General features: G+C 65.7%; 7 protein-coding genes. All 7 read left to right on the forward strand.

The window, feature by feature from the left end:
• The first annotated feature begins 552 nt into the window (after nt 1–552).
• The 7 genes from SX243_23695 (at nt 553) to SX243_23725 (ending at nt 8,678) form a co-directional block, all read left to right on the forward strand.
• Nucleotides 553–1,377, forward strand: a complete 825-nt coding sequence (locus SX243_23695) for a hypothetical protein (GenBank protein ID MDY7095990.1) — start codon at nt 553–555, stop codon at nt 1,375–1,377.
• A 253-nt stretch (nt 1,378–1,630) separates the two neighbouring features.
• The gene (locus tag SX243_23700) at nt 1,631–2,125 is read left to right on the forward strand and encodes a DinB family protein (GenBank protein MDY7095991.1); all 495 of its coding nucleotides are present in this window, start codon (nt 1,631–1,633) and stop codon (nt 2,123–2,125) included.
• Nucleotides 2,126–2,202: 77 nt separating this feature from the next.
• Nucleotides 2,203–3,348: a response regulator gene (locus SX243_23705; protein ID MDY7095992.1), complete on the forward strand. Its 1,146-nt coding sequence runs from the start codon at nt 2,203–2,205 to the stop codon at nt 3,346–3,348.
• A 253-nt stretch (nt 3,349–3,601) separates the two neighbouring features.
• Nucleotides 3,602–6,223 (forward strand): valine--tRNA ligase, encoded by a 2,622-nt coding sequence (locus SX243_23710; GenBank protein MDY7095993.1) that lies wholly within the window; start codon nt 3,602–3,604, stop codon nt 6,221–6,223.
• A 66-nt stretch (nt 6,224–6,289) separates the two neighbouring features.
• Nucleotides 6,290–7,114 carry a biotin--[acetyl-CoA-carboxylase] ligase gene (locus SX243_23715; protein MDY7095994.1) on the forward strand — a complete coding sequence of 275 codons (825 nt, stop codon included), beginning with the start codon at nt 6,290–6,292 and terminating at the stop codon, nt 7,112–7,114.
• Nucleotides 7,115–7,225: 111 nt separating this feature from the next.
• Nucleotides 7,226–7,996 (forward strand): type III pantothenate kinase, encoded by a 771-nt coding sequence (locus tag SX243_23720; GenBank protein MDY7095995.1) that lies wholly within the window; start codon nt 7,226–7,228, stop codon nt 7,994–7,996.
• The gene (locus SX243_23725) at nt 7,974–8,678 is read left to right on the forward strand and encodes a hypothetical protein (protein ID MDY7095996.1); all 705 of its coding nucleotides are present in this window, start codon (nt 7,974–7,976) and stop codon (nt 8,676–8,678) included. The genes SX243_23720 and SX243_23725 overlap by 23 nt, the downstream gene beginning before the upstream one ends.
• Nucleotides 8,679–8,938 lie beyond the last annotated feature (260 nt).

The raw sequence follows: 8,938 nt of genomic DNA on the forward strand, positions 1-8,938 counted from the left end.
GCCGCCGGCAAGCAGCGCCCAGACGAGCGGAAGCCAAAGGAGTCGCGACGGAATCTTTGTCATACCTTTAGATTGGCTGTTGATCACATTAAGTATTGCCGCTAAGCTGTCGCTATCATGACACGGCGAAGGGAGTGAGATATGCAGCGTGTGGCAGTTCTGGTAGTAGCGATCTTCTTCCCCATCCTCAGTCAGGCGATCGAGTCCCGCGACCTTATCGAGCAGTCAAGCTTTGGGCTTCAGGTCGTCGCTAGCTCGTCCCAGTTCACAGACCCGATGGACTCCCTTCGGGGCACCTACTATCTCCCGAGTGCTACCGAGCTTGGCGACTGGATCTTTCTTCTGACTCAAGGTGGACAGTTTGACTCCGGCTCGAGCCCTGTAAGTCACTGTGACCTCGACCACACCATACTTTGGCGCGTGCCACGCACCGAGGCGGGCATCACGGGAGATTGGAGCATGCAGGCACTCCGTCGCTTTAGTCCGTGCGTAACCAGCCCATCCCGGCACTGGGGCCATGGAAACCTCTTCGAGGCAGATGGAGTCTACAGGATGGTAGCTGAGGCCCAAGACCCATCCACTGGAGCTCCCGTCCCGTGGGAGACCTGGGTCTGGGAGGGAACCTTCACCGGTGATGACCTCGTCGGCTCGTGGTCCAAAGTGCTTGAGCCCGGAACCAACGGTCCTGCAAGGCTCTTGCAGTTCCAGCTGATTGAGGATACGACCCGATCCGATCCAGGCGACGGCTTCACGCATAGCTTCGCTCGTGGTTTCGCTCGCACCCCGAGCTTTCGCACCATTGAGGTGCGCGTGGACTTCTCCGACGCCCATTGTCCACCGTTGCAGGGAAGCACAACCTGCGCCTTGTTCGAATTCAAACAGGGAGGCGTCTGGACTCCTGCCACCGGAGGTACGCTGAACTTTGACCCCGATATGCTCCTCAATGGCTTCCGCCCCGACAACATCGTTGAGCGCTCGGGAATTGTCGAGCTCTGGGGGACTGAAATCACCCAAAACACGAATCCAGTGGGGGATTGCCCGGGCTCGCTTCGATCTCAGCATAAGTTCTTCGAGTTCGACCCTCAGACCTTTGTGCTCGGGAACTCCGGCAAAGTGTTCTCCCAGTTTCGCTTCTCGCCAGCTCAACACCACATCTGGCGCTTCGGTGCGGACCTCGTCCGGGTCGAGGACAAGCAATATCTCTTCAGCACGCGAAATGAAGACGATCTCGATCCACCGGATTGCGACGTGCTCATGGCCCCATTTCGCGGTCTTGACACTGTTCTCGCTCTCGTCGAAACCGACGGCCTCATCTTCGAAGGTGGCTTCGAGACGGGAAATACGTCGCGCTGGGACATGGTCGTCAACGACCAATAGGCGGGTTGCCACGGTAACCTCGGCGAGAGGGTATGACCACCTCGCAGTTGAAGTCGACAGAAGCGCTGGCCAACATCCCGCCGGGCAGGCTCGAGACTGAAGAGGAGGCTATGATTCCCGCACCTGACGCTCTCTGAGTCCCCCCACCTTGGCCCCAGCGGGAGAAGCGGCTAGAATCCCTTCAACCTTCAGCAGTCTGGTCGTCGAGCGTCTCTCGACCGCTCTGCGCCTCGACCGCCGAAGTCACCGAGCCATGAGTCAGCTGACCACAGTCCGAGATCTGCTGGGTTACACCCTGTGGGCCGATCGCGCCGTGCTGCGCGCCGCCGCGGAGTTGGAACCGGAGCACCTCATCCTCGACGCCGGAGCCAGTCACGGCAGCGTCCTGGGGACCCTGGCGCATATGTTGGGGGCGGAGCGCGTATGGCTCTCGCGGTTCGTGGGGGATCCCTTGGGGATGCTGCCGGGGATCGAGGACTATCCGGACCTGGAAACCCTGGAGATGGGCTTCCACGAGATCTCCGCCGAGATCACCAGCTTCATGGCCGCCCTCACCGAGGATCAGCTGGTCTCCGAGCTGGCCTGGACCAATAGCCGAGGGGAGACCCACCGCCGGTCTCTACTGCAGGCGCTGCTGCATCTGGTGAACCACTCCACGTACCACCGTGGCCAGGTGGTCAGCTTGATCCGTCAGATGGGCTACCAGCCGCCGTCGACGGACCTCGTGTACTTCTTCGATGAACGCTGAATTCACGCATTGACTAGGTCTTGGGGCGGGTGCTACTTTGGCGCCGGTAAACAATGCCCGTAAATAACGGAGACGCAATGGCTAAGACGATTCTACTGGCAGACGATAGCGTGATGATCCAGAAGGTCATCGAGCTGACGTTCATCGGCGAGGACTTCCAGGTAGATTCCGTCAGCAGCGGCGACGACGCGCTGGAGCGTCTGGACGCCGGGGCACCGGATGTGGTGATCGCCGACGTGCACATGCACGAGAGCGCCTCCGGGTATGCCGTGGCGCGCAAATCCAAGGATCTCTATCCCCAGGTACCGGTGCTACTGCTGGTGGGCAGCTTCGAGCCCTTTGACGAGCAGGAATTCGCCGATTGCGGTGCCGACCGCTACCTCAAGAAGCCCTTCGAGTCGGAGGAGTTGGAGCGCCTGGTGACCGATCTGATGGCTCAGAGCGGCGGCGCGGCTTCCGCCGACGCGGCGGCACCACCGCCTGCGCCCCAGCCGGCGGTGGAGGAATCGCCGCCGGAGCCGCTGGCCTTCGATCAATTCGAGGACTTGGAGTCCCCGGCGGCGAGCCCCGCTCCGGAGAGCCCTGCGGTAGAGGCTGGGGAGCCCTTTTCCCTGGGCGGCGGCGAGCCGGAGGCGGGTTCCGAAGACGTGCCGGTGATTCCCACGGCGACGGCGCCGGAGGCCTTTCCTCCCAGCGCCGAGACCCCGGACGTGTTCAGCTTTCAGACCGAGGACGAAGGCGACGATAAGGCGGCGGAGCCGATAGCCCCCGAGACTTCCGAGACCTCCGAGGCCGGCGGTGGCGGCACCGATTTCCGCCTCGATTTGGATGCTGAAGACGAGCTGGGAGACGACGAGATCGACCAGGAGATCGCCCTGCCCAGCACCGAGCCGGCCGCCGAGGATGAAACACCGCCGGCTTTCGCCGCGGGAGTGGCTCCGGAGCCCAGCTTCGTCGAGCCGAAAGAGGTGCAGGAAGCCGCCGAGGAAGAGCCGGCGGTGGAAGCCGCGGCGGAAGCGGAAGAGACTGAGGACGGCGACGAAGAGGCTGAAGAGATTCCCGCCGGAGCGCTCACCGAAGAGGACCTGGAGCGCATCGCCCGCCGGGTTGCCGACCTGGTCGGGGAGCATCTGGTGCGTGAGGTCGCCTGGGAAGTGGTTCCGGACCTCGCCGAGGTGATCATCAAGGACCGGTTGCGGGAGCTGGAGAGCCAGGTAGAGTAGCCAGAGCAGCCAAGGACTCTTCTTCCCTCGATTCGGTACCGGCCTCGCGGCCGCTTACAGCTCGAAGGGGGGCATGGCCCCCACCGGTCTCCCAAGGCTTCACCATCGACGACTTACGACCCGACCGCCCCCGCGGCGATCCCCAGGGCATCAGCCTCGATAGCGATTCTTCTCCCCTAGCAAGTCTCCTTCGGCAAGCCGTTCCCCAGCGAACCCTTGGAAGCAAGCGAGCCCTTGGAAGCAGGAGCCTCCGATGAAAAAGCATTTCGATCCCTCCTCCTACGAGCAGAAATGGCAGCGCCACTGGTCCCAGGAGGGCTTCTTCCGGGCGACGACGGACCCGGACAAGCCGAGCTTCTGCATCATGATTCCGCCACCCAACGTCACCGGCAAGCTGCACATCGGCCACGCTCTGCAGTCGGCGTTGGAGGACGCCCTGGTGCGCTGGCGGCGGATGCAGGGATACAACGCCCTGTGGCTGCCGGGCACCGACCACGCCGGCATCGCCACCCAGCTGATGGTGGAGCGCAAGCTGGAATCGGAGGGCAGTAGCCGGCTGGAAATCGGCCGCGAGCGCTTCCTGGAGGAGACCTGGGCGTGGAAGAAGGACTACCACGGCAATATCCGCCACCAGCTGGATCAGCTGGGAGCCAGCTGTGATTGGACCCGCGAGCGTTTCACCCTCGACGAGCAGCTGTCGGAGGCGGTGAAGGAAGCCTTCGTGCGGCTCTACGACGAAGGACTGATCTACCGCGGCGAGTACATCGTCAATTGGTCGCCGGTGCTGCAAACCGCCATCTCCGACCTCGAGGTGGAGATGAAGCAGGTGCAGGGCAAGCTCTACCACGTGGCCTATCCGGTGGAGGGTAGCGACGAGCGCATCGTGGTGGCCACCACGCGCCCCGAGACCATGTTGGGGGACTCCGGCATCGCGATGCACCCGGAGGACGAGCGCTATGGCCACCTCCAGGGCCAGGCCGCCATCCTGCCCTTGGTGGGACGCCGGCTGCCCTTCGTCTGCGACGAGGTGGTCGATCGGGACTTCGGTACCGGCCTGGTCAAGGTCACCCCCTTCCACGATCCCAACGACTTCGAGATGGGCCAGCGCCACGACCTGGAGAGCATCCAGGTCATCGGCCGCGACGGCCGCATGACCGAGGAGGCGGGGGAGGACTTCGCCGGCATGGACCGCTTCGAGGCCCGCAAGGCGGTGGTGCAGCGGCTGGAGGAAGAGGGCTTCCTGGTCAAGGTGGAGCCCCACCTGCACAACGTCGGCCACAGCCAGCGAGGCGGCGAGCCGGTGGAACCCATGGTCTCCACCCAATGGTTCTGCGATGTCTCGAGCATGGCGCAGAAGGCCCTGGAGGCGGTGGAGAAGGGGGACCTGCGGCTGATCCCCGACAGCTGGGACAAGACCTGGGCCCACTGGCTGGAGAATATTCGCCCCTGGTGCATCTCCCGCCAGCTGTGGTGGGGCCATCGGGTTCCGGCCTGGTACACGGCGGACGGCGAGGTGGTGGTGGCCCGGGATCGGGAGGCGGCGGTGGCCCAGGCGGGCACCGACGAGCTGACCCGGGACGACGACGTCCTGGACACCTGGTTCTCCTCCGCCCTGTGGCCGTTTTCCACCCTCGGCTGGCCGGAAGAGACGGTGGATTTCAAGACCTTCTATCCCACCGACGTGCTGATCACCGGCTACGACATCCTCTTCTTCTGGGTCGCCCGCATGGTGATGAGCGGTCTGCACTTCACCGGCGAGCTGCCGTTCTCGGCGGTGCATCTCACCGGCCTGGTGCGCGACGCCGACGGCCAGAAAATGTCCAAGACCCGGGGCAATACCGTCGATCCTCTGGACCTGGTGGAGGAGCACGGTGCCGATGCCCTTCGGTTCACCCTCTGCGCCCTCGACGTGCCGGGGCGGGATATTCCCCTGGATCACGAGCGCATCGCCGGCTACCGCGCCTTCGGCAACAAGATCTGGAACGCCACCCGCTTCGCCCTGTCGCGGGTGGGGGACGCGAAGGTGCAGTCGGAGCTCGACGTGGCGGAGCTGGAGGAGCCGGAACGCTGGATTCTGAGCCGCCTGTCCACCACCGCCGAGGAGGTGTCCCAGAAGCTCGAGACGTTCCGCTTCGACGAGGCCTGCAACCGCATCTACCACTTCTTCTGGCACGAGCTCTGCGATTGGTACCTGGAGCTGTGCAAGCCGTCCCTGAGCGGAGACGCGGTGCGTCCGCAGGTGGGGGACGTGGTGCTGACGGCGCTGGACCGCAGTCTGCGCCTGCTCCATCCCCTCATGCCCTTCCTCACCGAGGAATTGTGGCAGCGGCTCCCCGGCCACGAGGCCATCCATCCCGACACCATCGTTCTGGCCCCTTACCCGAAAGCGGAGGAGGGCTGGCAGGACGCCGCCGCCGAGCAGCGCATGGAGCTGCTCATCGAGCTCATCACCCGGGTGCGTTCGGTGCGCCAGGAGCTCAACCTGCCGGCGTCGGCGGAGGTGCATCTCTATCTGCGCACGGAGGATGGGGAGCTCGACGCCTTCCTCGAACGCCAGCGCCCGCTGCTGGCCTTCCTCGGCCGTCTCGCCGCCATCGACCATGGGGAAGCTCCGGAAGGTGCCAGCCGCGATCTCGTGGGCGGCGTCGAGATGGCCCTGGTGGCCGAGCGTCAGCCCATGGGCGAGGCGGAGCGCCAGCGCCTGCAGAAGGAGGCGGAGCAGGTAGCGGGGCAGATTCGCGGCGCCGAAGCCCGGCTGTCCAATGAGCAATTCCTCGCCAAGGCTCCCGACCACGTGGTGGAGGGCAACCGCAAGCAGCTGGCGGAGCTCAAGGAACGGCATCAGCACCTGCTGGCGAGCCTGGAGGAGGGCTGATCGCTCCGGCCCTCTGTGCCGCCGGGCCCCTCCCGGCGGAGCCCCCCAACTGGTACTCTCGCGGCGATGGCTTGGACGCAGCATCTGAACGGCCTGCAACGCCCTAGCCCCGATACCGGGCCTCCGGGACCGGCGGTTGCGATGGTGCTGGTGGCGGCGGTGGGCTCCACCAACGATCTGGCCCGGCGCATCGCGCGGGAGTACCTGGAAGAGGCCGAGAGGGTGCCCGACGCCTGGGTCATCGCTCAGGAACAGCTGGCGGGCCGAGGCCGCCGGGAACGCCGCTGGGCTAGCCCTCAGGGAGGCATCTATCTCACCCGGCTGCTGCCTCTGGCCCAGGCCGAGGAGCTGGCCGACCTGCCCATGCTCATCCCCGTAGCGCTAGCGGAGACTTTGGAGCGACACCTGGACAGCCCGTGCCGCCTGAAATGGCCCAACGACCTGATGGTAGATGATGCCAAGCTGGGGGGAGTGCTCATCGAAGCCCTGACTCGCTCCGACGGCTCGGCGGTGGCGCTGGTGGGGATGGGGCTCAACTACCAGCCGCCGCGGCTCAGCGTCGGCTCCTCGGAGGCTCCAACGCGGCCGGTGACGTCGGTGCTCGAACACAGCGCTGCACCGCCGCCGCTGGCGGACCTCTCCGGCGAGCTCATGCGCGGCGTGGACCGCTTTCTGGCCCAACCGGCAGACCCCGACGACTTGCTCCGGCGCTACCGCCGCCGCTCCCTGCACAAAGCCGGGGACCACCTGGTGTGCCGGGTCGGCGAGGAGGTTTTAGAAGGCGAGCTGGTGGCCTTCGAGGCCAACGGCTCACTGCGGTTACGGGTTTCTGGCGAGGAGCGCCGGCTGAGCGCCGGCGAGATCATCGAGTTTCATTCGCTGCGATCCTGAGCGGATCCGGCCTTTTTGGGAGAGTCCCGCATGTCCACCCCGCCGGAAGCTTCGTCTTCGTCCGACGCTTCGTCCCCTGCCTCCTCCTTGGGGCCGCTGCAGCCGGATCAGCTGCTGATCCTCATCGACGTCGGCAATACCAACGCCGTCTTCGGCGTCTATCGCGACGATCAGCTACTCAAATCCCTGCGCCTGGCCACCACCGGCAAACGCACCGCCGACGAGTACCTGGCGTTGCTGCTGCCCCTCTTCCAGAGCTCCGGACTGGATCCCGCCGCCACCGGTGCGGTGATCATCTCCTCGGTGGTGCCGCCGCTACGGTCCACCCTCAACGATCTCTCCCAGCGCCTCTTCGGCCGCCGTCCGGTGTTCATCGACGCCCACACCGACACTGGTCTGCCGGTGCGCTACGACAATCCGGCGGAGGTGGGCGCGGACCGCATCGTCAACGCCCTGGCGGCGCGGCAACTCCACGGAGCACCGGTGGTGGTGGTGGACTTCGGCACCGCTACCACCTTCGATGTGGTCAACGCCGAAGGGGAGTACGTCGGCGGCCTCATCACACCGGGCATTTCCATCTCGTCGGAGGCCCTGTTCTCCGCCGCCTCGCGCCTGTATCGCGTGGATATTCGACAGCCGGAACGGTTGGTGGGGGGAGACACCGCCGGGGCCATGCAGTCGGGCATCTACTACGGCTACATCGGGTTGGTGGACGGCATCCTCGAACGCCTGAAGCAGGAGATGCCGACTATCCGCAAGGTCATCGCCACCGGTGGCCTGGCAGAGCTCATCGCCTCGGGCTCGGAGCACATCGACGAGGTGGACCAGCTCCTCACCCTCACCGGCCTCAAGTTGATCCATGAGCGGCTCCAAGGCTCCTGATCCGGAGCAGGCCGAGCAGGAGATCACCGACCACCAGTATTTCCAGGCGGTGGAGGAGATCTTCATCGGCCTGCGAGGCGCCCCGCTGCTGCTCTCCCCGGCGGACTATCGGGTCGCCGCCGGATGGCATGCCTCGGGCATTCCTCTAGACCTGGTGCGGGAAGCGCTGGAAGAGGTTTTCGAACGCCGAAGGGAGCGCGGCGCCAAGGGCACCGTCTCGTCCCTTCGGTATTGCGCCCGGGCGGTGGAGCAGGCCTGGGAGGACGCTCAGGAGCTCACCGCCACCGCCCACCGTGAGGCGGAGCCGGAGAGCCCCGTAGGACCTCGACTGGAGGCTCTGGCTGCTTCGCTGCTGGCTTCGGAGGAAGCCTCGCAGGGAGCTGCTGCCGTGGATCTGGAGAGCTTCTCGGCGCGCATCCGCGGTCTCGAGGGATCGAGCCCAGAGGTGGAGCGGAGGCTGGCGGATCTCGACCAGGAACTGCTGGAACGAGCCTCCGACGGGCTGAGCGCCGAGCTGCGGGAGGAGCTGGAGGGCGAGGTGGAGAGTGCCCTGGCCAAGCTCGCCGGCCGCCTGCCGGAGACGGAGCTGGAGCGGGCCCGGGAGCGCCTGCGCCGCCAGCTCCTACGCCGCAGGCTGGCGTTGCCGGTGCTTTCCCTCTTCGCGCCGGAGGCCGAGCCCTGATCTCCGCCTTGCCCGAACCCTCCAGAGCGTCGATCTAGCCTTTTCAAAAAAAGATCCCCCCCGGTGAGCGATGGTGGCTGCTGTTGCCGTCCTCGGGGGTGTGAAGAATCAAGGCGAAGTGTGCCCGGCCCTCCGGGGCACCGGGATGGAGCCGGCCTGGGGGAGGAGTTCGCCACCCTGGCGGCAGGCGCCGGCCCTGCTGCCCGCCGCTGCCGCGGTGGCGGGGGTGGCTCTCGGTGTTCCTCTCGGTCTGGCGTCCC

Source organism: Acidobacteriota bacterium, from assembly GCA_034211275.1.
In the GTDB taxonomy this organism is placed as follows: Bacteria; Acidobacteriota; Thermoanaerobaculia; order Multivoradales; family JAHZIX01; genus JAGQSE01.